Genomic DNA, 22,715 nt, shown 5'->3' on the forward strand with positions numbered 1-22,715 from the left:
CGGATGGAGTTCGTGACTCTCGTCGGCTTCACTGCATGCCCCGCCGATAGGCCACGATCTTCGCGACGGAACCGAGCACCGCGGACAGCACGAAGCACAATCAGGCGGAAAACCTGTGCCACGGCAGGAGATCCGAGTTCGGCGTAGCTGCCTCGAACGCCGAGCGCACCGCGACGTCGCCGAGCCTGAGCTCGCCGAGCCCTGCGTGCCTCGCCGGCCAGCTGCCCGGCGAGCAGCGGCGCTGTCCACTGTGGACGGGCGGCGAGCTGGGCCCCCGCGATGCGCAGCGCCAGTGGCAGTCCGCCGCACCAGCGCACGAGTTCCGCCGCGTCGCGACCTTTCCTGCGACACCCTCCAGCAGCTGGACGGCGTCCTCCAGCGGCAGGGCGCCGAGCTTCACGTACGAGGCACCGTGCAACGAGGTGAGCGGGTGGCGTGACGTGATCAGCACGGCAGAGCCGGGACCCGTCGGCAGCAGGCGTTTGACCTGGGCCGCTGTGGCGACGTTGTCCAGCACCACGAGCAACCTGCGCGACGCGGTGAGCGACCGGTAGCGCAAGGCCTCCTCGTCGCCGGGACGTTCGCCGAGGGCGCGCAGGAACTGGCTCAGGATCCGCTCGGAGGCACCGTCGGAGAGGTCCGCGTAGAGCTGGCCGTCCGGGAACCTCGACGCGATCTCGTGAGCCGCCCGCACGGCGAGCGCCGACTTGCCGACGCCGGCCTGTCCGGTGATCACGCACACCGCGACCCGGTCCTTGCGGGTCTGCGCCTTGATCAGGTTCAGCTCGCGCGACCGGCCGACGAACGTGACCACGTCCGGGGGCAGCTGGCGGATCGCCGACACACCAACGGGTTTCGCGCGCAGGATCTCGGCCTGCAACCGCCGCAGCGACTCCCCCGGCTCGACACCGAGCTCGTCGAGGAGTACCCGGCGGCACTCCTGGTACGCGGCCAGCGCCTCGGCCGGCCGTCCCGTGTGATGCAACGCGACCATCTGCTGCTCGCGCAGGCGTTCGTTCAACGGGTGTTCCCGCACCCACTCGTTGAGGTCCGCGACGATCTCGACGTGCCGCCCGAGATCAAGCTCCGCCTCCGCGCACTCGACCCGTGCGGCGAGCCGCAGTTCCTCCAGCTGGGCGATGACCCCGCGCAGCAGCCCGGACGCGGCGAGGTCGGCCAGCGCGGGCCCGCGCCACAACGCGAGCGCCTCCCGGTAGCGCTGCGGGGTGCGTTCCTTGCGGGCGACTTCGAGCAGCGACGTGAACCGGGTCAGATCCAGCTCGGCGGGATCGACCGACATCAGGTAGCCGGGCGGACGCGAGAGCAGCCGCGATCCGACGATCTTGCGCAGCTGGTAGACGTACACCTGAAGGTTCTTCAACGCGGTCTTGGGCGGCGCGTCGTCCCACAGCACGCTGATCAGCCGCTCGACCGCCAGCACGCGCCCCGGCTGCGCGAGCAGCAACGCGAGCACCGCCCGTTGCTTGGGCGGCCCAAGGCTCAGACGCGCGCCGTCATCGGCGTAACACTCCACCGGCCCGAGCACCCGGAACTCCACAGCTCCCGATCGTAACTACCGGACACATGCTTGCGAGTACCTCTGATAGGAGGGCACTACATAGCCGACCTTCCGTCCCGGCTGCCCCAACATGTTGTCGATCCGCTACTTGACGCCATACGTCAAGTACTTGCTATCGTCTGTCAAGTGGCGACCACTTCGGAGCACGTGGACCTGCGCGACGACCTGGTCCGGCTGGTGTCGAGCCGGTTGCTCGACCCGTTGGAGATCCTGCTGCCCCAGGCCGATCTCGACGAACTGCGGGAACAGGTGCGGATCGACGCCGAGATGTGGGCGGCACAGCTGCTCGGCGAGGACGACGCGCTGGCCAGGCGGGTCGTGATCCGCCTGATGGCCGTCCTCTACCCCGGCGACGCGCCGTTCGACCCACCCGACACGTGGTGGGCGACGCCGCTCGGCCGCGTCACCGCGCGCCGCGCCGGGCACCCGAGCAAGGAAGGCGTGTCCTTCGCCGTGGCCGGCGCGATGCTCGGCATCACCCGCCAGGGTGTCCACGACCTGGTGAGCCGCAACAAACTCCTCCGCCACCCGGACGGCGGGGTCACGGTCGCCTCGATCCGCGCACGACTGAGCCTTCGGAGGGAACGATGATGCTCGCGGCACACGACCACGGCGGCGACGGCCGGCCGATCCTGCTCCTGCACGGCGCCGGCGGCGACATGTCGGCGTGGGAAACGCTTGCGCCGCAACTGAACGGCCGCGCGGTGGCGGTCGACCTGCGCGGACACGGCAAGTCGCCCGACGGCCCGTGGGAGTGGGACGCGGTGCTCGACGACCTCGACACCGTGGCCGTCCACTTCGGACTTGTCGATCCCGTCGTCGTGGGGCACTCACTGGGCGGCATCCTCGCCGGCATGTGGGCACGCAGGCACCCTTCGTGCCCGGCGGCCGTGAGCCTGGACGGACATCGCTCCGCCGCAACGGATTCAGCGAACTACGCGGACCTGCCACCCGGCCAGGTCCAGGCGGGCCTCGCGACGCTCAACGCCATCTTCACCGCGCAGGAGGAGATGATCACCCGCCCGAACCGCGAGATCACCGGCGAGCTGCGGACGTCACCGGAGTTCTTGGACGCCCTGCCGGTCTTCGCCGAGGTGGGGGTTCCGTTCCTGCTCGTGCTGGCGACGAAGACCCTGCCAGTGCCGCCGGATCTGGTGCCGCTGATGGACGCCCATCGCGCTGGACTGCGCCGGGATCTGCCGGTGGTGTGCCCGAACGTTCGCGTGCACGAGATCGACGCGACGCACGGCATGGTCTTCGAGCAGCCTGCCGAGGTCGCCGCGATCGTGAACGGGTTCATCGCGCGGTGAAGAGCCGGTCCAGCGCCCGCCGGGCTCGTGCCGGCGCGGCGCTGTCGTGTTCCAGCTGCAGGAAGTGGTTGAGCGCGAGCATGATCCCGACCACTTCGTAGATCAGCTGGTCGACATCGGTGTCCTCAGGAAGTTCACCGAAGCTGACCGCGCGCCGGATGTGAATCCGCAGATCCCTGCGCCACAACGCGTTCATCCCGGCCAGCGCGTCCCGCACCCGCCCGCTGCGCCCGTCGAACTCGGTCGTCGCCGCGGTGAAGAAACAGCCACCGGGCAGCACCTCGCGTTCGAGGTACGACACCCAGGCCTCGCAGACCGCCTTCAGGCGCGGTAGCCCGGACGGCGCCTGTTTGACACGGCCAGGCACCTCTCGCTGGAAGACCTCCGCCGCCTGGTCGACCACCGCGAGCTGCAGGGCCTCCTTCGTGCCGAAGTGGCCCAGCAGCCCGGCCTTGCTCATCCCCAGCTCGCCGGCCAGCCTGCCGATCGTCAGCCCCTCCAGTCCCTCCGCCGAGGCGATCGCGAGGCTGCGGTCGAGGATGCGCTGCCGCGTCTCGAGGGTGTCGGCAACAGATCGGCGCGGGCTCACCGGCGTAGCGTACGACACTTTAGCTACCGACCGATCGGTTGCTATATTCGCGGCGTCGCCCTGACGAAGGAGCTCACCTTGTCTGGATCCCGTGTCGTCGCACTCGGCCACTACCAGCCCGAACGGGTGTTGACCAACGACGATCTGGCGCAGATGGTCGAGACCAGCGACGAGTGGATCCGCCAGCGCACCGGCATCGCCACCCGGCACATCGCGGACGACGAGTCGGTCGCGGACATGGCGGCCGGAGCCGCGGCCAAGGCGCTCGCCGCGTCCGGGCTGGTGCCCGCCGACATCGGCCAGGTCATCGTCGCGACCTGTTCCGCGATCGACCGCTGCCCGTCGATCGCCGCGCAGGTCGCCGGTCGGCTGAGCATCCCCAGCGCGGTCTGCTTCGACCTCAACAACGCCTGCGCCGGCTTCTGCACGGCCCTCGCGACGGCCGATCACACGCTGAGGGCGGGCGCCGCCCGTCACGCGTTGGTCATCGGCGCCGAGAAGATGTCCGACCTCGCCGACTGGACCGACCGCGCCAGCTGCATCCTGCTCGGCGACGGCGCGGGCGCCGCCGTGCTCAGCGCCGCCGACGACGCTTCCATCGGCCCCGTTGTGTGGGGCTCCGATCCCTCGCGCAACAACGCTGTGCGGTTGGTCGACGCCTGGCAGCCGCGGTTCGCCCAGGAGGGTCAGGCCGTCTTCCGCTGGGCCACCAGCGAGCTGCCCGCCATCGCGGCACAGGCGTGCGAGCGCGCGGGCATCGCCACCACCGACCTCGCCGGCATCGTCACGCACCAGGCCAACCTGCGGATCATCGAGGCCATGACCCGCAGGCTCGACCTGCGCGACGACGTGGTGATCGCCCGTGACATCGTGGGCTCCGGCAACACGTCCGCCGCCTCCGTGCCGCTCGCACTGTCCAAAATGGTCGAACGCGGCGAGCTGCCGTCCGGTCAGCCGGTGCTGCTCTTCGCCTTCGGCGGTGGGCTCTCGTGGGCGGGCCAGGTCATCACCTGTCCGTAGAAATAGGCCGGTGTGGCGGCTCGGGAGCCCGCCGAGCCGCCACACCGTTGGTGACGCACGAGAAGGAAGTTCAGCCTGCCGGCGCGGGATCGAGCGCATCGCCGCGTGACGTCATCGGTCCGCCACCTGGCCACGACAGCGACGTCGGAGTTCGCTCGTCACCGCTTGCCCTGTGCCGGCAATGGAACCTCCTCTGACCTGGTTAAGGCCTCGCGCGTCCTCCGCCCACTCGCACCATCTCCGGCCTCGAACGTGAATGCCGCCGCCGCTGCAAAGGCGGGGACATCGACGACGAGACGGACGGGGGAACGGATGATGCGCGGGCGGCGACCGGTTCGGGAACGGGAATCTGGGTGGTGGGCAGAACTTCCGGGACCTCGGCAGCGGCCGCGGTTTCCTCGGCCGGCTGAGTCCACACCTGACGGTTCGTGTCCACCGTGTTCTGGCGGAACAGTTCCGGGGTCTCGGTGATGATCTTGCCGGGTGACTCGAGACCCACGATGCCGACGAGCTTGCCGTCGGCGATGAAGCCGGTGAGGCCGTTGACGTCCGTGGTGTCGGTGCCCAGAACGGGCAGACCCGCACCCTGGACCCGCATGCCGTACTGCTCGGTCCAGAACCGCGGCACCGGCGTGTACGGCTTGGCGTGCGAGCGACCGACCAGAAGGTTCTCGGCGGCGGCACGGCCGCCTTCTACGGCGTTGAGCCAGTGCTCCACCCTGCGCACCACACCGTTGAAGCGCAGGTTGGGCCAGCGGGCCACGTCACCGCAGGCAACGATGTTCTCCGCGCCGACCACGTGGTTGGTGGCGTCGCACAGCACACCGTCCTCGATGACCAGGCCGGAGCCGCGCAGCCAGTCGACGGCCGGCGAGGCACCGACGGCGAGCACGACGCACGAGGCGAAGAAGACCTGGCCGTCCGAAAGGTGAATCCCGATGCCGCCGGGCTGACGCACCCAGTGCTTGATGCCGACACCGGTGGCCAGGCGGACACCGTGCTCGACGTGCGCCTCGGTGATCTTCTTGCCGATGTCGTCGCCGACGACGCCACCGAGCAAAGCCGGCGACCGGACGATCAGAGCCACGTCGCGGCCCATGTGACGAACCGAACAGGCGAGCTCGCAGCCGATGAACCCGCCGCCGATGACGGCGACGAGGCCCTGCGACTGCCGGATGTTCTTGCGGATCGCGACCGCGTCGTCCAACGTCCGCAGCACGTGCACCCGCGGATCGTGGCGTGGCGCCCCGCCCATCGCCCTGGCGTCGACACCGGTAGCGATGATCATGCCGTCGTACTTGATCTCCTCGCCTCCGGGCACCCAGACGGACTGCGTCTTCGGGTCGAGGTGCAGGGCCGGGGAGTTCATCCGCCACTCGGCGTCGAGGTCGCCGGAGAACGACAGCAGCGAGTCGTCCGGGTGCCATTCACCGGTGATGATCTGCTTCGACAGGCATGGGCGGTGGTACGGGAGGTGCCGCTCGGCGGACAGGATCGTGATCTGCCCGTCGAAACCCATCTCCCGCAGCCGTTCCGCGGAACGGACTCCTCCGAGCCCGCCGCCGACGACCACGATCCGTTCGCTCACTTCACTCGCTCCCTGATCTCGATCGCGCGCATCGGGCACGCGCGGGCTGCCGACCGGGCCTGAGCGAAGTGCTCCTCCGGGGGGCGGCGGTTGTAGGTCAGGCGGTTGTCTTCGATCAACTGGAAAACATCGGGGGCCTCCGCCTGGCAGGTGCCGTAGCGGTGGCATTTCTCGTTGTTGACGCTCACGTCCATCGCGTCGCCCTCCCCAACGCCGGGTTCCTTGCCGCGCTCGGTGTCGAGCATGCCGATGCGGATCAGCACCTCCGGCGGCAGGAACCTGGCCAGTGCCAGGGTCGCGGTCGGGACGAGGACGGTGAGGCCGGCCAGCCAGAGAACGGACAGGTTGCCGTTCGCGATGGCGCCGAACCAGGAGTGGACCACGGTGATGCCCACCGCGATGTAGGCGGTCTGATGGAACCGCAGCCACTTGCGGTAGAAGACTTTGTGTCGCATGGACGCCAGCACGGCGATCGCGAGCATGACCTCCAGGCCGAGGATGCCCAGCGCGTGCCGGAACAGGCCGCCGTCGACGAACGGCAGGACGAGCTTGATGAAGCTGAACGTGCCGTTCTGGATCAGTGTGAAGGCGAACGCGTGGATGCAGCCGAACGCGATCGCCAGTGATGCGAGCACCATGTGCCCGTTCTTCAGTCCTTCACGGCCGGTGAGCTTCTCGGCCCATCCGGTCGCGATCAGCACGCCCCAGGACAAGGTGGCGCACATCAGGACGTAAGCCAGCCTGGCGGAGATCTGGGCCATCTTCTTGACACCCGAGTCGAACTCGGACGCCTGGGCCACCAGGAGCGGAATCTGGCTTGACAGCAACTCTTCCTCCGGAAAGAACTTCTCGCGGGAACCCGCCCGGTCCTGTCGTGCAGGAGTGGACACATCAGGGCCGGGCGGGTGGGAACAGGTCCGCGTTGGAGTGCCTCTGACCTTGGGACACCACCTCCGTTTCCCGTTGTTTCACGGGGTCTTGCAGAATCACCGCACCGGTCGTCGCGGGCGGAGTACTCGGAGCAGGAGGATCGTGAGGACCGCTCCCGCTGCGGTGACCGTGAGGATCACCCACATGTTCGGCCCCTCGTTGGAGGCCAACGAGGCGTTGATGATGCCGCCGGCGGGCGTGGGCTCGGCGAAGGCCGGGTCGCCTGCGATCCCAGTGCTCTCCAGCAACGTCATGTGCTTCATCACCACGTCGATACCCGCCTGTGCGAACGGGCGGATGGTGTCGTTGCGGGTCTGCGAGCGCACCTTCGCCACGAACATGAAGACCTGGCCGTGCGCGGCCCGCAGCCTGGCGACGAACGCCTGGTCGAACGCGTCTCCTTCGAGCGCGTTGATCTCGTCCATCCACGACTGCTGCGCCGGGCTCGGCACGTCGGGGATGGTCACACCCAGCGCGGCGGCGGCCTTCTTCGTCGCCGCGTCCAGCATCATGTGGTCCAGCATGATCATCTTGCCGATCTGCTTGACCCGCGCGTTCGACGCCTTGGTCGCGGTGAGCTCACCCATCGGCATCTCCCACAAGCCGGCCTGGCGCACCTTCACCAGCAGCTCGCGGTCGTTCGCGGTCAACGGGCCCGTCGGCGTGTCCTGCACTCCACCGGTGTCCGCGGGCTGCGCATGAGCCATGACGGGCATTCCGGCGAAGAGGAACAACATCGCCAAGACGGTGGCGAGGGCTCTGGTCATCGTCTTGATGTCCTCGTTGTTCAGTGGAAAGTCGGTAGGGGTTTGAAGATCGAGCAGTGGGCTCAGTAGCCGGGCGCGCCGACGTCGGCGCAGGCGACGGTGCCTGACCGTTGTCCGGGCTCGGGGACGTGCTCGGCGTACCGCTCCTCTTGTTGCTGTTGTTCTGCGCTTTTCCGCCGGTGATCTTGGCGCCGTTGGGGGCGGTGACGAACCACACTCCGCCCTTTCCCTGCCCCTTCATGTCACCGGCGGACTTGTCCTCGGCGAACGTGTACTGCGGCCACCCCGCGATGGTGAGCTGCTTGGTGCCGTCCGGCCTGGTCAGGGTGCCGATGCTGATCGGGTCGACCCCGGTCGCCATCGGCGCCTTGTCCGCGATCACCGGCTTCCAGGCCTTCGCGCACTCGCCCTCGCAGTTGGACTTGGACGGCTTCTGAACGTCCTTGTCGTAGCGGTAGAGCGGGAGCCCGTCGGCGTCGGTGACGAACCATCCCATCTGGTCGGTGTTCGCGATGAAGATCATGTTCGTGTCGCCCAGATCAGCGGGTTTCGCCTGCAAGCCGCCCGCTGCGGCTCCTCCTGGAGGAGTCTGGGTGCTGCCACACGCGGTGAGGCTGACAGCCAGTGCCGCCAGAGCGGTGATGGCTTGACCACGTCGCATCGGCAGGTCCTTTCTCGGCTTGGGTACCGAGGAGTACGGACACGATCCGGCAACGGTTCACGAACTTCATGAGGAATATTTGCCTCTCGACTTGAGACGCTTCATGAGGCAAGGATGTCCCCCGTGGCGCGGCATAGACGTCAACGTGAGTTAGACGAACAATCACCAAGACCGGGATCCCTCGAGGAAGAGTTGATCCGTCGGCTGTACGAGGAATTCGGCAGTGCCCTGCTGGGACACTGCATGAGGTTGACGGGCCATGATCGTCAATGGGCCGAGGACATCGTGCAGGAAACCCTGGTCAGGGCATGGCGCAACGCCGAAAAACTCGAACGTGACCCTGTGCTCCTGCGGTCGTGGTTGTTCACGGTGGCAAGGCGGTTGGTCATTGACGACAGACGTAAGAGAAGCGTCCGTCCGCAGGAGTTCGAACTGACCCCTTCGGACGAGTCGCCTTCGGGTGGCGAGGAGGATCGCACCCTCGCGGCGATCGTCGTCGCCGAGGCGATGAACGGTCTCTCGGAAGAACACAGGGAGGCTATTCTCGAGACATACCTGCGGGACCGCACTGTCGGTGAGGCCGCGGCGGCACTTGGCGTGCCACCGGGAACGGTCAAGTCGAGGGTGTACTACGCGCTCCGTGCGTTGCGGCGTGCGTTGCACGATCGGGGAGAGACGCGGTGACAACGGCACCAGATCACCTCGACGTCGCCGCCTACGTGCTCGGCATCCTCGATGCCGAGGAGGTGGAGGCGTTCGAGAACCACCTGACCGAATGTCGGCGGTGTGCTCTTGACCTGCGCGACTTCGCGGTGGTGCCGGACCTCATCGACGAGGCCGACGCGGGCGGAATGCTGCGCGGAACAGCTCCGGAACGCCCGGACGGCAAGTCGGTGCGGGTGATGCTCGACGCGGTCGCGGCAAGAAGGAAGCGCAGACGGTGGTTCGTCGCCCAGGGTGTCGCGGCCGCCGCCGCCGGCATCGTGGCGGTGACGGCCGTCGTCACGACGCTCGTCGTGCGCGGCAGCGATGACGGCTCGAACCAGGCTGCACCCCAGAACCCCGGCACCACGACTTCGCAGACGCCGGTGGCGAACAACTCCACCGACTCGTCGATGAAGGTGCAGCAGCAGGACCCGAACAGCGGTGTCTTCACGAAGATCACCGCCTCGGACGAAGCGTGGGGCACCTCGATGGACATCGAGGTCAGCGGCATGACCGGCCCCGGCAAGGCATCGCTCGTCGCCGTCGGGCGCACGGGCCGTGTCGCCCAGGTCACGTCCTGGTACGCGCCCGAGCCGGTCGCCGGCGACTCCAAGACGATCCGGCTGCAGGCGAACGTGGCCATGCGCTGGCACGAGATCGCGACGTTCCGGATCCAGGACGAGAACGGCAAGATCCTGCTCGAAGTCGTCGCTTCCTGACGCTTCCCGACACCTGACCACTGCCCCTGCCGGATCCGTGAGATCCTGTAGGGGCGGTTGTCGTTTCCGGGGAGGCAGTACACGTGGCGATAGGCCCGTCAGCGGTCGAGCGTTGGCTCGATCTGTCCACAGAGGAGCTGCGTGCGCAGGTCAAGCAGCTCGTGTCCGCCCGGCTACCGGGTGATCACGCTGTGTGGCAGGCGATTCGGCGTCATCCAGCTCTGGTACCACGCATCCGCGGAGTCCTGTCCGGACTCAGCGCGACGGCGGCCGGCAGCAAGGACGAGGCCATGCAGAAGGTGTGGATCTCCAAGGCGCGCGCGGCTCTGGACCAGGTCACGCCGCCTCCGGTGAAGGCCGCGCGCAAGCCCGCGGTGAAGGAGGTTCCCGTCGAGGAACCCGAACCCGTGATCGATCTGAGGGAGCAGGAACCGCAGCAGCAGAAGCAGCCGCACAAGGCCATTCCGACGATGCACTTCCAGGAGCCGAGCTAGTTGCAGGCCACACCACCAGGGGGCACCGTGGTCGTCTTCGGATCGTTCATCTCTCTGTCGGGCTTGCTGATCCTGCTGTTCCGCAACGCCCCTCTGGGCGGCCTCAGCCCTGCCGTCGCCGGCTGGGTGATGATCCCGCTCGGACTGGTGTTCGCGGTGCTGGGGATCCTGCGCAACCGCCGCAAGCGCGCGCAGAAGGGTCCCGGCCCCGTCGGGAACCCGATCCAGCGCGCGAAGGCGTTGCCGCGGCTGTGGAAGGCGTGGCGCGGCGGCAAGTACCCGGACCTGCCGCGCAGCCAGGTGCTGCTGTGGGTGGTGTCACTGGTCTACCTGGTGTCGCCGATCGACGTCCTGCCGGAGTTCCTGCCGGTGATCGGGGTGACCGACGACGCCGGTGTCCTGGTGTGGCTGCTCAGCAGCCTCTCCATCGCCTCAGGCTCGTATCTGCGCTGGGAGAAGGACCATCGCGACCCGAGTCGCGGGATCGAGTCCCCTTGAGGCCTCGTCGCGCATGATGTCGGCCAGGCCCGGCGAAGTCTCCGTCACGGGCCGGAATCCCAGGCGCTCGTAGTACGGCGCGTTCCACGGCACGTCCAGGAACGTCGTCAGCGTCACGGGGCGCTCGCTCCGCGTCACGTGCTCGATCAGCGCCGCACCGATCCCCTGGCGCGCGTGCGACGGATGCACGCAGACCTGGTGGATGTGCGTGGCACCGTCGACGTCGCCGACCGCGATGAACGCCACGGGCACGCCTTCCGCGCCGATGGCCACCCACACCTCGTGCTCGGCGAGGTCTTCCAGCGACATCGGGTCGTCGTCGGCGATCTCGGGCATGCCGACGTCGCGGAACGGTTCCCCGGACGCGACTTCGATCTCCTGGAGGTACGGCAGTTCGGCTGGTTGGGCGACACGGATCAACACGCCCCACATCCTGGTAGGTCGGACGCGGACCCCGCAGCCCAATAACGTTAAAGTCCGAGCTGATGCGAACCAAGACCGTGCGCGTCCTCCTGGTCGAGGACGACGATGGCGACGCCCTCCTCGTCGAAGCGCTGCTCGAAGAGGCGAGGGCGCCGTTCATCCTGTCGCGCGCCCGCACGCTCGCGGAGGCGGAGCAGCTGCTCTCCGACGCCGAATGCGTGCTGCTCGACCTCGGCCTGCCCGACGCGCAGGGCCTGGACAGCCTCCACCAGCTCCTCCGCAAACCGGACGCTCCGGCGATCCTCGTCCTGACCGGTCTCGACGACGAGCGGGAAGGCATCGACGCGGTGTCCTCCGGCGCGGAGGACTACCTGATCAAGGGCCAGGTCGACGGCGAGCTCCTGCTGCGCGGTGTCCGGTACGCGGTCGAACGGCGGCGGGCCGACGACGCCCAGTTCCAGCTGCGCGAGGCGAAGCTCCTCGCCGCGGAACGGTCGCGCCTCGAACGCGGCCTGCTCCCTCCCCCGCTGCTGGAGGGCTCCGACCTGGAGCTGGAGGTCCGCTACCAGCCCGGCGGCCAGCGAATGCTGCTGGGCGGCGACTTCTACGACGCGGTGGGCCTGCCGGACGGCTCGGTGCACGTGATCATCGGCGACGTCTGCGGCCACGGCCCCGACGAGGCCGCGCTCGGTGTCTGCCTGCGGATCGCGTGGCGGGCGCTGGTGCTCGCGGGCGAACCACCGGAGAAGGCGCTGCGGACGCTGGACCAGGTGCTCGTCGCGGAACGGCACGGCGAGGGCATCTTCACCACGGCCTGTGTGGTCGCCGTGGCACCGGACCGGCGGTCGGCACGGTACTTCCTGGCAGGGCACCCCGAGCCGTTGCTGGTGGTGGGCCAGAAGATCGTCGATCTGCCGCAGTCCAAAGTGGGTGTACCGCTCGGTGTGCTGCCGGACTACGCGTGGACCGGCGTGGACGTGCCGCTGCCGCCCGGCTGGTCGCTGGTCTGCTACACGGACGGGCTGATCGAGGGCCGGGTACCCGACGACACCGATCGGCTCGGCGTCGAGCGGCTGTGCGAGATCCTGCGCAGGCACCTGCAGCAGGGCCAGGACTGGATGGACCCCGTGATCGCGGAGGTGACGGAGCTCAACGGCGGGGACCTCGACGACGACATGGCCGTGCTGCTGTTGAAGGACCCCAGGTGACACTGCGGGACAGGTTGCCGGCCAGTCGGCTGTTGATCGGCATCGTCGCGGTACTGCTGGTGATGACGGCCGTCGCGATCTCGTCGACGGTGGTCGCGCTCGACTCGCTCGGCGATGCGCGCGCGCGGGTGATCGATCAGGTCGAACCGGCCGCGCGGCGCGCGATGGACCTCAACCGGGCGTTCCTGGACCAGGAAACGGGTCTGCGCGGCTTCGTGCTCACCGGCCAGGAGGACTTCCTGCGGCCCTACGCGGACGGCAAGACCGCCGAGCGGGAGTCCGTGAAGGAGGTGCGCGGCCTCGTCGGCGACGTGAACGGCCGGCTGAACCGCATCGACGAGCTGGCCGGGCAGTGGCACGACGAGTACTCCGAGCTCACGATCACCGCGGTCCAGCTGTCCGGACCCGGTACCACGAGCGACATCGAACGCGGCAAGACGCTGTTCGACCAGATCCGCGCCGAGCTGGCCGCGTTGCAGACCGACATCGACGGCCTCGGCCGCGATGCGCGCGACGACCTGCACCACGCGGCGAAAGTGGTGCTGTGGCTCGTCATCGGCATGGGCGTGTTGCTGGTCACCGTGATCTGCGGGCTGTCGTTGTTGTTGCACCGCTTGCTGATCGCACCGCTGGCGGACCTCGCCGAGCAGGTCCGGCAGGTCGCGTCCGGAGACTTCCAGCACGAGATCGACGTGCACGGCCCTCGCGAGACGGTGATGCTCGGCGAGGACGTGAACGCGATGCGCCGCCGGATCGTGCAGGAGCTCGCGACGCTCGACGAGGCGAAGACCGAGCTGCAGCGGTCCAACTCCGAGCTGGAGCAGTTCGCCTACGTCGCCTCGCACGACCTTCAGGAGCCGCTGCGCAAGGTGGCGTCGTTCTGCCAGCTGCTGCAACGACGTTACGGCGGAAAGCTCGACGAACGCGCCGACCAGTACATCGGCTTCGCCGTCGACGGCGCGAAACGCATGCAGGTGCTGATCAACGATCTGCTGGCGTTCTCCCGCGTCGGCCGCATCACCCGCGAGCAGACGATGGTCGACCTCAACGAGATCGTGCGCCAGGTCGTGGACAGCTACTCCGAACGCGTCGAGGAGACCGGCGCCCGCGTGGAGGTCGCGGATCTTCCTTCCGTGCGAGGTGAGGCGTCTCTGCTCAGCGCTGTGTTCCAGAACCTGATAGGCAATGCGTTGAAGTTCAAGGGCGCCGAAGCGCCGGTGATCACCATCGACGTCGAACGCGACGGCGAGCTGTGGAAGTTCTCCGTGCGCGACAACGGCATCGGGATCGAGCCGGAGTACGCCGACCGGATCTTCGTCATCTTCCAGCGCCTGCACCCGAAGGACGCCTATCCGGGCACGGGCATCGGACTGGCGATGTGCCGGAAGATCGTCGAGTACCACGGCGGCACGATCCGGCTCAGGACCGATGTGGACTCCGGCACCACCTTCGAGTTCACCCTGCCCGTCGAACCCGAACTCGCCGCCCAGGTTGAGGAAGTACATGACTGAGTCACCGCTGAACGTGATCGACGTCCTGCTCGTCGAGGACGACCCCGGCGACGTCCTGATCACCCGGGAGGCGTTCAAGCACCACAAGGTCCGCAACACCCTGCACGTGGTGAAGGACGGCGTGGAAGCTTTGGCGTTCCTGCGGCGTGAGGGCGAGTACGAGAACATGCCACGGCCGGGGCTGATCCTGCTCGACCTCAACCTTCCCCGCAAGGACGGGCACGAGGTCCTGGCCGAGGTGAAGGCGGACGCCGAGCTGCGGTCGATTCCCGTCGTGGTGCTGACCACCTCGGAGGCGGAGGAGGACATCGTGCGCAGCTACAACCTGTACGCCAACGCTTACGTCACCAAGCCGGTCGACTTCGAGACGTTCATCGAGGTGGTCCGGCAGATCGACGACTTCTTCGTCACCGTGGTGAAGTTGCCGCGCTGATGACTGCGGCACTGAAGTCCAGGCAGGACCGGCAGATCCGCGCGTTCTCCCGCTCGCGCACCGGCTTGGTCTCGCCGCAGAACGAGCACTCGCCGGCCTCGGCCACCTGAGCCTCCGCGACGCAGATGTCGCAGATCATCGTGCTCGGTCCGGCCATCATCTTGCCGACGTCGCCGCCGCTGCGCCCGCAGAACGAGCACAGCTCGGTCCGTTTCGAGTGCTCGACGATCTGGTGCACGCGCTGGTGGCTGATCTTCAGCGCCTCCGCGATCTCGCGCATCGACCCGCCCGCGCGGTGCAGCCGGAGCACGCTGTGGTGGTAGACGGCCTTGGCGATGTCAGCCTGGTCCTGAGCAGCGGCAGCGGCGGTACCGGCCTTGCGTGCCGCTGCCAGCAGTTCCTCGTCCAGCGTCATGGCGTCTAGGGTAGCTAGACGCGTCTAGTCCGTCTAGACACTCAGTCCAGGCCTCGCACGATCAACGGGTCGTCGTCCGCCTGCACGACCCACTCCTGGGTTTCACGCGTTTCGGGGGTCACGGGCGCCCAGAGCCCGTCCCCTCCTGGCCTCTCAACTTCAATCGGGGCAGTCATGTTTTCTGGCTACCCGCTTGAGCGGAACGTATGCCCGACAACATGGTCGTGATGGCGTCCATGACCCGCGCGGTGGCCTCGCCGAGCACCTCGGCCGTCAGCTCCAGGTCGTACAGGTCGGACAGGTCGACCGGCGCGCCCGCGACCACCTCGACCTTCTTGCGCGGCAACAACCTCGGCAGGATCGTGCCCCTGGGCAACAGGTCCTGGGTGCCCCACGCGGCGACCGGGATGACAGGAACGCGGCTTTCCAGGGCCATCCGCGCGACGCCGGACTTGCCCTTCATCGGCCAGTTCTCGGGGTCGTTGGTGAAGGTGCCCTCGGGGAACACCATCACGCACTTCCCCTCGCGGAGCGCTTCCACGGCGGGCCTGAGGGCCTCCGAGGCTTTCACGGTGCCGCGTTCCACCGGGATGTGGCCACCGGAGCGCATGACCCGCCCGAAGACGGGTATGCGCCACAGGGACGCCTTCGCGAGCACGCGCGGCACCCGGTGGGACATCAGCGCGAACACCACGGCCGCGACCGTGTCGGCGTTCGACAGGTGGTTGAAGGCGAGGATCACGCCGCCGTTGCCCGGCACGTGGTGCTTTCCCCGCACCTTCAGCCTGACGAACAGGACGACGACCGGCCACAGCACGTCGATCGCCAGCGAGAACCAGAATCCCCTGCCTCTGCGGGGCATCTTCCAGGTCCAGGCGACCAGCTCAAGCGGTGTCACACCTGGTATTCGAGCACGCCGGCGTTCACCGACCTGGTCAATTCGCCACGTTCGACGAGAACATCGAGATGCGCGGCCGTCTCACCGATCGCGAGCACCTGGTTGAACATGTCGAGATCGTCGAACCGGCGCTGGCGCCGGGTCCAGCCGATCTTGCGGGCGGTCTCGAACGCCGAGCCCGACACGGCCTTGAGGATCTCTTCCAGGCGCTGTTCGTGGTGGTGCAGCAGCTCGTCGACGCGGGTGTGCACGCTGTCGGTGACCGGGCCGTGCGCGGGCAGCAGCTTGAGGTCCGGCAGCTCACGCGTGAGCCTGAGCGACGTCATGTAGTCGCTCAACGGCAGCTCCGGGCGCAACGGCTCGAAGCCGATCGACGGGGTGATGTGCGGGAGCACGTGGTCGCCGGAGAACAGGACCTTCGCGGTGTGGTCGACGAACACGACGTGGCCGCGGGTGTGGCCGGGCGTCGGAACGACCTCCAGCTTGCGGTGCTCGAGGTCGACGGTGGACGCCGTCAGCCACTCGTCCGGTTCCTCGTAGTCGCGCAGGGCCTCGTCGCGGTCGACGTGGTGCATGATCTTCACCCACGTGTCGGCCAGCTCGCTCGCACCCCATTTGCGCAGGTCGTCGACGTGCTGGTCGTCCTGCCCGTGCAGGATGTGCCGCAGTGAGGGCTGCTCGCCGAGGCCGAGTCCGATCTTGGCGCCGAACAGGCGCCGCAACGACACCGCCATCGTGAAGTGGTCGCGGTGGACGTGCGTGACGAGGAAGCGGCGGATGTCCTCGAAGCCCTTGTTCAGGGTTCCCAGCGCGGCTTCGAGCTGGTCGCGCGCCTCGTCCAACGCCCACCCGGAGTCGACCATGACGAGGCCGTCGCCGTCCTCGATCGCGTAGACGTTGACCGCGCGCAGCCCGTCGTTCGGCAGCGGCAGCGGAATGCGGTGCACACCTGGTGCCACCTCGAACGCGCCCGGCTCACTCCACACGCCCGCTCACCTCGTTGTCAGCATGTTGTTGTCAGCATGTTGTTAGCGCCTGCAACTATCTACCGGACGGTAACACGGTATTCGGGATGCTTGTCGATGTACTTCGCCACGAACGGGCAGATCGGCGAGACCTTGAGACCGCGGGCCTGCGCGTCGTCGAGGGCGAACTTCGCGAGCTGACCACCGAGGCCCTGGCCGGCGTAGGCGTCGTCGACCTCGGTGTGGGTGAGCGCGATGACGTCGCCGATCAACTGGTAGTCGAGCTGACCCGCGAGCTGGCCGTCGACGTGGACCTCGTAGCGGCTGTCCGTCTCGTTGTTGATGACCATGCCGCCCATCTTGCCCTGCACACTGGAAACATGACGCGTATGGACGTCTACCTGCTGATCCTGGGTGACCACCTGCCCAACCCGTGCACGGGCGAGGAGGTGTCCCAGGCCGACCGGCTGCGGGCGATGGTCGAGCAGGCCGTGGTGGCGGAGGAGGCGGGGTTCGCCGGCGTCGCGATCGGCGAGCACCACTTCACCCGCTACATCGTGTCCGCGCCCGAACTGCTGCTGGCGGCCGTGGCGGCACGCACGTCCACGTTGCGGCTCTCCACCGGCGTGACGCTGCTCGCCCACCGCGACCCGGTCCTGGTGGCCGAAGCACTGGCGACGCTGGACGTGCTGTCCGACGGACGGGCCGAGCTGATCGTGGCGCGCGGGGTCGACCAGCAGACCGACGCGGCGTTCGGCGTGCAGCCCGGTGAGCTGCGGGCGCGGTTCGAGGAGCATCTGCGGCTGCTGCTCAAGCTGCTGGAGGAGCCGTCGGTGAGCTGGGACGGGCGGTTCCGCGGCCAGCTGAGCGAGGTGACCACGACGCCGCGCCCGGTGCAGACGCCGCGGCCGACGGTGTGGATCGGCTCGGGGTCGGCGGTGTCGGCGGATCTCGGCGCCGAGCTGGAGATGCCGCTGATGCTGCCCTCGACGCTGCGGGATCCCTCGATCTACTCGGACGTCGTGCGGCGGTACCGGGAACGCTTCCCCGGCGGGCGGGTCGGCGTGCCGAGCCATGTGTTCGTGGCACAGGACAACGCTCGCGAACGGTGGCGGCCGCACCTCGCCGAGTACGCGCGGTTCGCGGATCCGTGGCGCGGGGACGGCGGCATCGACGTGGACGCGATCATGGACGGCGCTGCGGTGTGCGGGACGCCGGACGAGGTGGCGCAACGGCTGAACGCGTTGGCGGAGCACCTGTCCATCGACACGCACCTCGTGATGGTGGACATCGGCGGAATGCCGCACGAATCGGTCATCGAGACGATCCGCCTGTTCGGTGCCGAGGTGCTTCCGAAACTTGTTTAACGCCGTCGCTGCCGAGGGTTAACACTCGTCCGCCAGGATCGCGGTGTGGGCATCACCGTCATCGGCATCACGCATCCTGGGCAGGTCGGGGCGCTCCCCGGCGGCACGAACGTGCTGGTGCTGGCCGACGACGGCACGTACGCCGACGAGTTCCTCGACACCGACTTCCGTGCGCACCAGCTGGTGGTGCGCGCACACGGGCGCGGGTCGGCTTTCTTCGGGGTGGCGGACAAAGCCCGTGAGTTGGGTGCGAATCGGGTTCTCTTCGGTGGCTTCCGGGACGTCGCCACCGAGGAGGACCCGACACTCGTGCTCGACGACGTCATCGCGTTCAACGCGCCGTTCGCCGAGCGCATGAACGACTGGGTCCGGCCGGCCAGCGCGTACGGTGACGGCTTGGTCACGTGGCTCACCGAAAACGCCGCCAGGGCAGGACTTCGCGTGGTGCAGCCCATGCGCCTTGGAATCCATTGAGGACTGATCTTCTTCCGATCGCGACGGAAGTTGGCGCGATCGTTTTCCTAAGACGGAAGACACTGCGGCAGCAGTGAAATACCGTTTCCCCCGCGCGTCGTCGCGATGATGCGCACGCACCGGAGCTGAGCGGTTTCTCAGCGTGTTCACTCGGGGGTGAGTGCACACCGGTTCAGGGTTGATCTCAGGGGAGAACCTGAGCCTTCGGTGCGGTCGTGTGGCCCACGATGGTGCGCACGATGACCCACAGGAGGGGACTGACAGTGAGCGCGTCCGTTGGTGTCGCGGCGAAAGCCGTCGACGTTTGGAAGTCTTACGGGTCCGGCGATGCCGCCGTGACCGCGCTCGCGGGGGTGAGCGTCGACCTGGAGAGGTCCAGGTTCACGGCGATCATGGGGCCGTCGGGGTCGGGCAAGTCGACGCTGATGCACTGCCTCGCGGGTCTCGACGACGTCACGCGGGGCGAGGTGTGGATCGGTGACACGAAGGTCACCGGGTTGAGGGACCGCGGTCTCACCGAACTGCGGCGGGACAAGGTCGGCTTCATCTTCCAGCAGTTCAACCTGCTGCCGACGCTGACAGCGGAGGAGAACATCACGCTGCCGCTCGCGATCGGCGGCAAGAAGGTCGACAGGGCGTGGTTCGACGTTGTCGTCGACACGGTGGGTCTGAGGGACAGGCTGACCCACCGGCCGACGCAGCTGTCGGGTGGTCAGCAGCAGCGTGTGGCGTGTGCGCGTGCGCTGGTGTCGCGGCCCGACGTCGTGTTCGCGGACGAGCCGACCGGCAACCTGGACTCGCAGTCCGGCGCTGAGGTTCTGGGGTTCCTGCAGCGGTCCGCGCGTGAGTTCGGGCAGACGATCGTGATGGTCACGCACGACCCGAACGCCGCTTCGTACGCCGACCGCGTCATCTTCCTCAAGGACGGCCACATCGTCCGCGAGCTGCTGTCGCCGTCGGCCGAAGAGGTTCTCGACACGATGAAGCACCTTGATGAGCCACAAGTTGAGCACAGCGTGGTGCCGCATGCTTAAGGCCACTATCAAGAGCTTGCTCTCGCGCAAGCTCCGGCTGGTGCTGTCCGCGCTCGCGGTGGTGCTGGGCGTGATGTTCGTGTCCGGATCGTTCGTGCTGACCGACACGCTGCAGCGGTCGTTCACCGACCTGTTCTCGTCGGCTTTCGCCAATGTGGACGTTTCGGTGAACCCGAAGCAGGAGAAGGGCAAGGAGCCCGTACCGCTGACGCCCCAGGCGATCACCGACGTCAAGTCGGTGCCGGGTGTGGCCAAGGCCGTGGGCGACGTGCAGGGTTCCGCACGCCCGATCGGTAAGAACGGCAAGGTGATGACCACGTCCGGAGCGCCGCGGTTCGGCGCCAACTGGACGGGCAACGGCCTGGAGAAGCTCCGGGAGGGCAAGGGCCCGCAGGCGGACAACGAGGTCGTCGTCGGCGCGTACCTGGCCACGACCGGTGACTTCAAGGTGGGCGACGACATCTCGCTGCTCACGCTGGAGCCCAAGAAGACCTTCAAGATCACCGGCATCTACGAGTACGCGGGTGGCCGTGACTCGCTGGGCGGAGAGCTGTCGGTGGCGTTCACCGAGCCGGTCGCGCAGCAGTTGTTGCTGGGCAAGAAGGACGTGTACTCGTCGATCACGGTGACGGCGGCCGGCGGCACGACGGACGACGCCCTGCGCGACGCCGTCGCGGCGAAGATGGGCGCCGGCTACGACGTGAAGACCGGTGCGGCGCTGGCCAAGGAGCAGTCCGACCAGATCAACGAGGGCCTGAAGTTCTTCAACTACGTGCTGCTCGGGTTCGCCGGCATCGCGTTGTTCGTCGGCATCTTCATCATCCTCAACACGTTCTCCATCATCGTCGCCCAGCGCACGCGTGAGCTCGCTCTGCTGCGGTCGATGGGTGCCTCGCGCGGCCAGGTCATCCGGTCCGTGGTGCTGGAGGCGTTCGTGATCGGACTGATCGCGTCGATCGTCGGCCTCGGGGCAGGGGTGGGCATCGGAGCGTTGCTGGCCAACATCTTCAGCACGGTCGGCGGCGGCAACCTGCACCTCGCAGGCATCGGCGTGCCGATGTCGGCGGTGATCTCGTCGTTCACGGTCGGCATCGTCGTCACGATGATCGCGGCGGTCATGCCGGCGCTGCGGGCGTCGCGGATCGCGCCGGTCGCGGCGATGCGGGAGGCGGCGACGCCGGACCGGCCGCTGACCAAGATCACGATCATCGGCGCTCTCGTGGTGGCCGCCGGCGGCACGGCTCTGGGTTTCGGCTTCGACCAGGCGTCGCTGCCGTTGATCTTCGGCGGCATCCTCGTGGCGTTCGTCGGTGTCGCGCTGCTGACCCCGTTGCTGTCCAAGCCGATGGTGTCGCTGATCGGCCGCCTGCTGTCGTGGTCGATGCCAGGCCTGCTGGGGCGCAGGAACTCCGCACGCAACCCGCGCAGGACCGCGATCACCGCGGCCGCGCTGATGGTCGGCATCTCGCTGATCACCGGCGTGAGCGTGGTGCTGACGTCGGCGACCAAGTCGATCGAGAAGCTCGCCGCCGGGCAGCTCCAGACCGACCTGATCATCTCCGGCGAGGGCCAGGCGGAGGGCCAGCCGGCCACGTTCCAGCGGGACCTGCTGACGAAGGTCGCGAAGACCGACGGCGTCAGCTCGGCGTTCGGCTGGTCCTCCGACGGCGTGCTGCAGGGCGAGGACCAGCTGTTCGCGATCGCCGTCACCGACGTGCCCGCGATGAAGCAGATGTTCGGCCTCAAGCCGAAGTCCGGCGACATCGCGCCGCTGAAGGACAACCAGGTCGCACTGCCGGAGGACCTCGCAACCGAGAAGAAGCTGTCGGTCGGCAGCACGCTGACCCTGCAGCTGGCCAAGGGTGAGCCTCGCACGTTCACCGTCGGGTTCATCTGGGCCAAGACGCAGGTGCTGCAGGGTGCCCTGGTGCTGCCGGAGTCCGCAGGCCAGGACTTCCGTTCCAACCAGATCGGCCAGGCGTTCGCCCAGGTGAAGCCGGGAACGTCGGTGGCGGACGTGCAGAAGCGCGTCGAACCGCTGTTCGCGGACAACCCGGAGATCACCGTGCAGGACCGCAGCGGGTTCGTGAAGCAGACGACCTCGCAGTTCGACACGGTCCTGCTGATGATCCAGATCCTGCTGGCGCTGGCGATCCTGATCGCGGTGCTCGGCGTCATCAACACCCTGGCGCTGTCGGTGATCGAACGGACCCGCGAGCTGGGTCTGCTGCGGGCCATCGGCATGCGGCGGGCGCAGGTGATGCGGATGATCACCGTCGAGTCGGTGGTGATCTCGGTGTTCGGCGCGGTGCTCGGCCTCGCGGTCGGTCTCGCGCTGGGCGTCGCGACCGTGCAGGCGCTGAAGGACCAGGGCATCTCGGAGATCGGGTTCCCCTGGATGACCATGGTCCAGTACCTGGTGGTGGCCGCGGTCGTCGGTGTGATCGCGGCGATCCTGCCCGCGATCAGGGCCGCGCGCCTCAACGTGCTGGACGCGATCGCCTACGAGTGAGCGCCTCCTACGAGTCGTGTCCAGGTCTTGACCAGCCACGACTCGTAGGCCTCGATGCTCCACCCCGTGGTCTTGGTGAGCAGCAGGTAGGTCTCGGCCTGGCCGAGCACCGCACCCGTCTCCGCGACCCAGTCCACGTCGTCCACTGAGATCAGGCCATCGGCGGCCAGCTTCTGGAAGAAGCCGCCGATGGCCTGATGTGTCTGCGCGCGGGCCGCCTGCGCGCGTTCGGCGATCTCGGGTTCGATCGCCTCGGCCTGCTGCGCGACCTGCAGCAGCGACCCCGTGCGGTCCATCAGTTGTGCGCTGATTTCGGCCATCCGCGCGATCCGCTCGTCAGCGGTCGGCGCGTTCATCGCCCGGTGGAACCAGTCCCGGTCGGGCACCGCCACACGGTGGTAGTCCCCCGCGATCGCCACGTCCAGGCAGCGCTGCAGCAGCACTGCCTTCGTCGCGAACCGCACGTAGACCGTGCGAGCACCCACGCCGGCGTGTTTGGCCACGTCGGCGAGCGTCGTGGCGACGTAACCGCGTTCGGTGAACAGCTCGGTGGCGGCCTCGATGATCCGGACCTCGGTGTCCGCTCGGCGCACCGCTCGTAAATCCCTGTTGACG

Annotated in this window: 27 protein-coding genes and 1 pseudogene; 15 read left to right on the plus strand and 13 right to left on the minus strand. The window is 68.0% G+C overall.

Annotated elements, in window-relative coordinates:
• Positions 1-100: 100 nt before the first annotated feature.
• The gene (locus FXN61_RS21340; protein ID WP_167975824.1) at positions 101-1,558 is read right to left on the minus strand and encodes an AfsR/SARP family transcriptional regulator; all 1,458 of its coding nucleotides are present in this window, start codon (positions 1,556-1,558) and stop codon (positions 101-103) included.
• A gap of 147 nt (positions 1,559-1,705) precedes the next feature.
• On the opposite strand from FXN61_RS21340, the gene FXN61_RS21345 reads away from it, so the two are divergent.
• Both FXN61_RS21345 and FXN61_RS21350 read left to right on the plus strand, forming a co-directional pair.
• Complete coding sequence (locus tag FXN61_RS21345) at positions 1,706-2,170, plus strand: hypothetical protein (protein WP_167975825.1); 465 nt, start codon at positions 1,706-1,708, stop codon at positions 2,168-2,170.
• Complete coding sequence (locus tag FXN61_RS21350) at positions 2,167-2,889, plus strand: alpha/beta fold hydrolase (RefSeq protein ID WP_167975826.1); 723 nt, start codon at positions 2,167-2,169, stop codon at positions 2,887-2,889. Before FXN61_RS21345 ends, FXN61_RS21350 begins: the two co-directional genes overlap by 4 nt.
• Here the strand turns inward: FXN61_RS21350 and FXN61_RS21355 are convergent.
• Positions 2,876-3,478 (minus strand): TetR/AcrR family transcriptional regulator, encoded by a 603-nt coding sequence (locus tag FXN61_RS21355; protein ID WP_167975827.1) that lies wholly within the window; start codon positions 3,476-3,478, stop codon positions 2,876-2,878. The genes FXN61_RS21350 and FXN61_RS21355 overlap by 14 nt on opposite strands.
• A gap of 78 nt (positions 3,479-3,556) precedes the next feature.
• Between FXN61_RS21355 and FXN61_RS21360 the strand changes: the two genes are divergently transcribed.
• Complete coding sequence (locus FXN61_RS21360; protein ID WP_167975828.1) at positions 3,557-4,498, plus strand: beta-ketoacyl-ACP synthase III; 942 nt, start codon at positions 3,557-3,559, stop codon at positions 4,496-4,498.
• A gap of 202 nt (positions 4,499-4,700) precedes the next feature.
• On the opposite strand, the gene FXN61_RS21365 is transcribed toward FXN61_RS21360, so the two are convergent.
• From FXN61_RS21365 to FXN61_RS21375, 3 genes are all read right to left on the minus strand, one after another.
• The gene (locus tag FXN61_RS21365; RefSeq protein WP_167975829.1) at positions 4,701-6,086 is read right to left on the minus strand and encodes an NAD(P)/FAD-dependent oxidoreductase; all 1,386 of its coding nucleotides are present in this window, start codon (positions 6,084-6,086) and stop codon (positions 4,701-4,703) included.
• The gene (locus tag FXN61_RS21370; RefSeq protein WP_246291827.1) at positions 6,083-6,913 is read right to left on the minus strand and encodes a ferredoxin; all 831 of its coding nucleotides are present in this window, start codon (positions 6,911-6,913) and stop codon (positions 6,083-6,085) included. The genes FXN61_RS21365 and FXN61_RS21370 overlap by 4 nt, the downstream gene beginning before the upstream one ends.
• Positions 6,914-7,072: 159 nt before the next feature.
• Complete coding sequence (locus FXN61_RS21375; protein ID WP_246291828.1) at positions 7,073-7,783, minus strand: DUF4142 domain-containing protein; 711 nt, start codon at positions 7,781-7,783, stop codon at positions 7,073-7,075.
• Between the two features lie 239 nt (positions 7,784-8,022).
• On the opposite strand from FXN61_RS21375, the gene FXN61_RS52410 reads away from it, so the two are divergent.
• Positions 8,023-8,220, plus strand: a complete 198-nt coding sequence (locus tag FXN61_RS52410) for a hypothetical protein (RefSeq protein WP_246291829.1) — start codon at positions 8,023-8,025, stop codon at positions 8,218-8,220.
• Here the strand turns inward: FXN61_RS52410 and FXN61_RS56445 are convergent.
• Positions 8,220-8,444: pseudogene (locus FXN61_RS56445) on the minus strand (hypothetical protein); the annotation flags it as partial. The gene FXN61_RS52410 and the pseudogene FXN61_RS56445 sit on opposite strands and share 1 nt — an antisense overlap.
• A gap of 114 nt (positions 8,445-8,558) precedes the next feature.
• On the opposite strand from FXN61_RS56445, the gene FXN61_RS21385 reads away from it, so the two are divergent.
• The 4 genes from FXN61_RS21385 to FXN61_RS21400 all read left to right on the plus strand — a co-directional run bounded on the left by FXN61_RS21385 (position 8,559) and on the right by FXN61_RS21400 (position 10,860).
• Positions 8,559-9,128 carry a sigma-70 family RNA polymerase sigma factor gene (locus tag FXN61_RS21385; protein ID WP_030468711.1) on the plus strand — a complete coding sequence of 190 codons (570 nt, stop codon included), beginning with the start codon at positions 8,559-8,561 and terminating at the stop codon, positions 9,126-9,128.
• Positions 9,125-9,868, plus strand: a complete 744-nt coding sequence (locus FXN61_RS21390; protein WP_167975832.1) for an anti-sigma factor family protein — start codon at positions 9,125-9,127, stop codon at positions 9,866-9,868. Before FXN61_RS21385 ends, FXN61_RS21390 begins: the two co-directional genes overlap by 4 nt.
• Positions 9,869-9,951: 83 nt before the next feature.
• Complete coding sequence (locus tag FXN61_RS21395) at positions 9,952-10,362, plus strand: hypothetical protein (protein ID WP_167975833.1); 411 nt, start codon at positions 9,952-9,954, stop codon at positions 10,360-10,362.
• A 27-nt stretch (positions 10,363-10,389) separates the two neighbouring features.
• Entirely contained in the window at positions 10,390-10,860 is a 471-nt protein-coding gene (locus tag FXN61_RS21400; protein WP_167975834.1) for a YkvA family protein, read from the plus strand.
• On the opposite strand, the gene FXN61_RS21405 is transcribed toward FXN61_RS21400, so the two are convergent.
• Complete coding sequence (locus FXN61_RS21405; protein WP_223165539.1) at positions 10,795-11,280, minus strand: GNAT family N-acetyltransferase; 486 nt, start codon at positions 11,278-11,280, stop codon at positions 10,795-10,797. The two genes, FXN61_RS21400 and FXN61_RS21405, sit on opposite strands and share 66 nt — an antisense overlap.
• A gap of 65 nt (positions 11,281-11,345) precedes the next feature.
• Between FXN61_RS21405 and FXN61_RS21410 the strand changes: the two genes are divergently transcribed.
• The 3 genes from FXN61_RS21410 to FXN61_RS21420 are packed head-to-tail and all read left to right on the plus strand — an operon-like array spanning position 11,346 to position 14,435.
• Complete coding sequence (locus tag FXN61_RS21410; protein WP_167975836.1) at positions 11,346-12,491, plus strand: PP2C family protein-serine/threonine phosphatase; 1,146 nt, start codon at positions 11,346-11,348, stop codon at positions 12,489-12,491.
• On the plus strand, positions 12,488-14,002 hold the full coding sequence (locus FXN61_RS21415; RefSeq protein ID WP_312877894.1) for a sensor histidine kinase: 1,515 nt from the start codon (positions 12,488-12,490) through the stop codon (positions 14,000-14,002). The genes FXN61_RS21410 and FXN61_RS21415 overlap by 4 nt, the downstream gene beginning before the upstream one ends.
• Complete coding sequence (locus FXN61_RS21420) at positions 13,995-14,435, plus strand: response regulator (RefSeq protein ID WP_167975837.1); 441 nt, start codon at positions 13,995-13,997, stop codon at positions 14,433-14,435. Before FXN61_RS21415 ends, FXN61_RS21420 begins: the two co-directional genes overlap by 8 nt.
• On the opposite strand, the gene FXN61_RS21425 is transcribed toward FXN61_RS21420, so the two are convergent.
• Genes FXN61_RS21425 through FXN61_RS21440 form a run of 5 tightly spaced genes read right to left on the minus strand, consistent with a single transcriptional unit; the run spans position 14,410 to position 17,084 of the window.
• On the minus strand, positions 14,410-14,850 hold the full coding sequence (locus tag FXN61_RS21425) for a MarR family transcriptional regulator (protein ID WP_167975838.1): 441 nt from the start codon (positions 14,848-14,850) through the stop codon (positions 14,410-14,412). The genes FXN61_RS21420 and FXN61_RS21425 overlap by 26 nt on opposite strands.
• Before the next feature lie 41 nt (positions 14,851-14,891).
• On the minus strand, positions 14,892-15,026 hold the full coding sequence (locus tag FXN61_RS54445) for a hypothetical protein (protein WP_281360572.1): 135 nt from the start codon (positions 15,024-15,026) through the stop codon (positions 14,892-14,894).
• Complete coding sequence (locus FXN61_RS21430; protein WP_312877895.1) at positions 15,023-15,748, minus strand: lysophospholipid acyltransferase family protein; 726 nt, start codon at positions 15,746-15,748, stop codon at positions 15,023-15,025. The genes FXN61_RS54445 and FXN61_RS21430 overlap by 4 nt, the downstream gene beginning before the upstream one ends.
• Positions 15,745-16,734 (minus strand): MBL fold metallo-hydrolase, encoded by a 990-nt coding sequence (locus FXN61_RS21435; protein ID WP_167975839.1) that lies wholly within the window; start codon positions 16,732-16,734, stop codon positions 15,745-15,747. Before FXN61_RS21435 ends, FXN61_RS21430 begins: the two co-directional genes overlap by 4 nt.
• A gap of 59 nt (positions 16,735-16,793) precedes the next feature.
• Positions 16,794-17,084: a GNAT family N-acetyltransferase gene (locus FXN61_RS21440; protein WP_312877896.1), complete on the minus strand. Its 291-nt coding sequence runs from the start codon at positions 17,082-17,084 to the stop codon at positions 16,794-16,796.
• A 9-nt stretch (positions 17,085-17,093) separates the two neighbouring features.
• Between FXN61_RS21440 and FXN61_RS21445 the strand changes: the two genes are divergently transcribed.
• The 4 genes from FXN61_RS21445 to FXN61_RS21460 all read left to right on the plus strand — a co-directional run bounded on the left by FXN61_RS21445 (position 17,094) and on the right by FXN61_RS21460 (position 22,100).
• A complete protein-coding gene (locus tag FXN61_RS21445) occupies positions 17,094-18,080 on the plus strand; it encodes an LLM class flavin-dependent oxidoreductase (protein WP_167975840.1) in 987 nt (328 codons plus the stop codon).
• 45 nt (positions 18,081-18,125) lie between these two features.
• Positions 18,126-18,554, plus strand: coding sequence for a hypothetical protein (locus tag FXN61_RS21450; protein ID WP_167975841.1), 429 nt, complete (start codon positions 18,126-18,128; stop codon positions 18,552-18,554).
• 239 nt (positions 18,555-18,793) lie between these two features.
• Positions 18,794-19,588: an ABC transporter ATP-binding protein gene (locus tag FXN61_RS21455; RefSeq protein ID WP_188135323.1), complete on the plus strand. Its 795-nt coding sequence runs from the start codon at positions 18,794-18,796 to the stop codon at positions 19,586-19,588.
• Positions 19,581-22,100: an ABC transporter permease gene (locus tag FXN61_RS21460; protein ID WP_167975843.1), complete on the plus strand. Its 2,520-nt coding sequence runs from the start codon at positions 19,581-19,583 to the stop codon at positions 22,098-22,100. Before FXN61_RS21455 ends, FXN61_RS21460 begins: the two co-directional genes overlap by 8 nt.
• Here the strand turns inward: FXN61_RS21460 and FXN61_RS21465 are convergent.
• Positions 22,091-22,693 carry a TetR/AcrR family transcriptional regulator gene (locus FXN61_RS21465; RefSeq protein WP_167975844.1) on the minus strand — a complete coding sequence of 201 codons (603 nt, stop codon included), beginning with the start codon at positions 22,691-22,693 and terminating at the stop codon, positions 22,091-22,093. The two genes, FXN61_RS21460 and FXN61_RS21465, sit on opposite strands and share 10 nt — an antisense overlap.
• Positions 22,694-22,715: the final 22 nt, after the last annotated feature.

Origin of the sequence: Lentzea indica, assembly GCF_012184385.1 — a bacterium.
Classification (GTDB): Bacteria; Actinomycetota; Actinomycetes; order Mycobacteriales; family Pseudonocardiaceae; genus Lentzea; species Lentzea indica.

Excerpts from the sequence above, each read along its gene's own strand:
- FXN61_RS21410 (WP_167975836.1), top strand. The coding sequence starts at position 11,346 with ATGCGAACCAAGACCGTGCGCGTCCTCCTGGTCGAGGACGACGATGGC.
- FXN61_RS21420 (WP_167975837.1), top strand. The coding sequence starts at position 13,995 with ATGACTGAGTCACCGCTGAACGTGATCGACGTCCTGCTCGTCGAGGAC.
- FXN61_RS21445 (WP_167975840.1), top strand. The coding sequence starts at position 17,094 with ATGACGCGTATGGACGTCTACCTGCTGATCCTGGGTGACCACCTGCCC.
- FXN61_RS21455 (WP_188135323.1), top strand. The coding sequence starts at position 18,794 with ATGACCCACAGGAGGGGACTGACAGTGAGCGCGTCCGTTGGTGTCGCG.
- FXN61_RS21350 (WP_167975826.1), top strand. The coding sequence starts at position 2,167 with ATGATGCTCGCGGCACACGACCACGGCGGCGACGGCCGGCCGATCCTG.
- FXN61_RS52410 (WP_246291829.1), top strand. The coding sequence starts at position 8,023 with ATGTCACCGGCGGACTTGTCCTCGGCGAACGTGTACTGCGGCCACCCC.
- FXN61_RS21425 (WP_167975838.1), bottom strand. The coding sequence starts at position 14,850 with ATGACGCTGGACGAGGAACTGCTGGCAGCGGCACGCAAGGCCGGTACC.
- FXN61_RS21385 (WP_030468711.1), top strand. The coding sequence starts at position 8,559 with ATGTCCCCCGTGGCGCGGCATAGACGTCAACGTGAGTTAGACGAACAA.
- FXN61_RS21460 (WP_167975843.1), top strand. The coding sequence starts at position 19,581 with ATGCTTAAGGCCACTATCAAGAGCTTGCTCTCGCGCAAGCTCCGGCTG.
- FXN61_RS54445 (WP_281360572.1), bottom strand. The coding sequence starts at position 15,026 with ATGACTGCCCCGATTGAAGTTGAGAGGCCAGGAGGGGACGGGCTCTGG.
- FXN61_RS21375 (WP_246291828.1), bottom strand. The coding sequence starts at position 7,783 with ATGACCAGAGCCCTCGCCACCGTCTTGGCGATGTTGTTCCTCTTCGCC.